Source organism: Amycolatopsis minnesotensis (genome assembly GCF_039529815.1).
Taxonomy (GTDB): domain Bacteria; phylum Actinomycetota; class Actinomycetes; order Mycobacteriales; family Pseudonocardiaceae; genus Amycolatopsis; species Amycolatopsis minnesotensis.
This window is the reverse complement of the sequence record NZ_BAAANN010000135.1, coordinates 1-926: the sequence shown is the minus strand read 5'-3', so window position 1 is coordinate 926 and position 926 is coordinate 1. Positions and strand designations below refer to the sequence as shown.

Below are 926 nucleotides of genomic sequence, written 5' to 3'. Positions count from 1 at the left end.
GCCAGGTTCGCGGGGAGTTCCTCGCCGCGGTGTGCCACGGTCTGGGCGTAGAGGCGCCCGGCCCGGTAGGAGGAGCGCACCAGCGGCCCGGCCATCACCCCGGCGAACCCCAGCTCCTCGGCCTTCCGCGAATGGTCGACGAACTCCTCGGGCTTGACCCACCGCTCCACCGGATGGTGCCGCGGCGAGGGCCGCAGGTACTGGGTGATCGTCAAGATCTCACACCCCGCCTCGACCAGGTCCCGCATCGCCCCAGTGACCTCGTCCGGGGTCTCGCCCATGCCCAGGATCAGGTTCGACTTCGTCACCAAACCCGCCTCCCTAGCCTTCGTGATGACCTCCAGAGAGCGGGCGTAGCGGAACCCGGGCCGGATCCGCTTGAAGATCCGCGGCACCGTCTCCACATTGTGCGCCAGCACCTGCGGCCGCGCCGAAAACACCTCCGCGAGCTGATCGGGATCGGCGTTGAAGTCCGGGATCAGCAACTCCACCCCGGTACCCGGGTTCAACCCGTGGATCTGGCGCACCGTCTCCGCGTACAGCCACGCCCCGCCATCGGCCAGGTCATCACGGGCGACCCCGGTGACCGTGGAGTAGCGCAGCCCCATCGCCTGCACCGACTCCGCCACCTTCCGCGGCTCCTCACGATCCAGCTCCGCCGGACGCCCGGTGTCGATCTGGCAGAAATCACACCGCCGCGTGCACTGATCACCCCCGATCAGGAACGTCGCCTCCCGATCCTCCCAACACTCATAGATATTGGGACACCCCGCCTCCTCGCACACCGTGTGCAAACCCTCACGGCGAACCAGGCCCTTCAACTCCGTGAACTCCGGACCCATCTTCGCCCGCGTCCGAATCCACGACGGCTTCTTCTCGATCGGCGTCTCACTGTTACGAACCTCGAGCCGCAACAACTTCCGACC

1 protein-coding gene is annotated in these 926 nt (G+C 67.2%); it reads right to left on the bottom strand.

Annotated features, from left to right (window positions below; translation table 11 throughout):
• The coding region (lipA, locus tag ABD256_RS44175) for a lipoyl synthase (RefSeq protein ID WP_344432403.1) at positions 1-926 on the bottom strand (926 nt) is incomplete at both ends.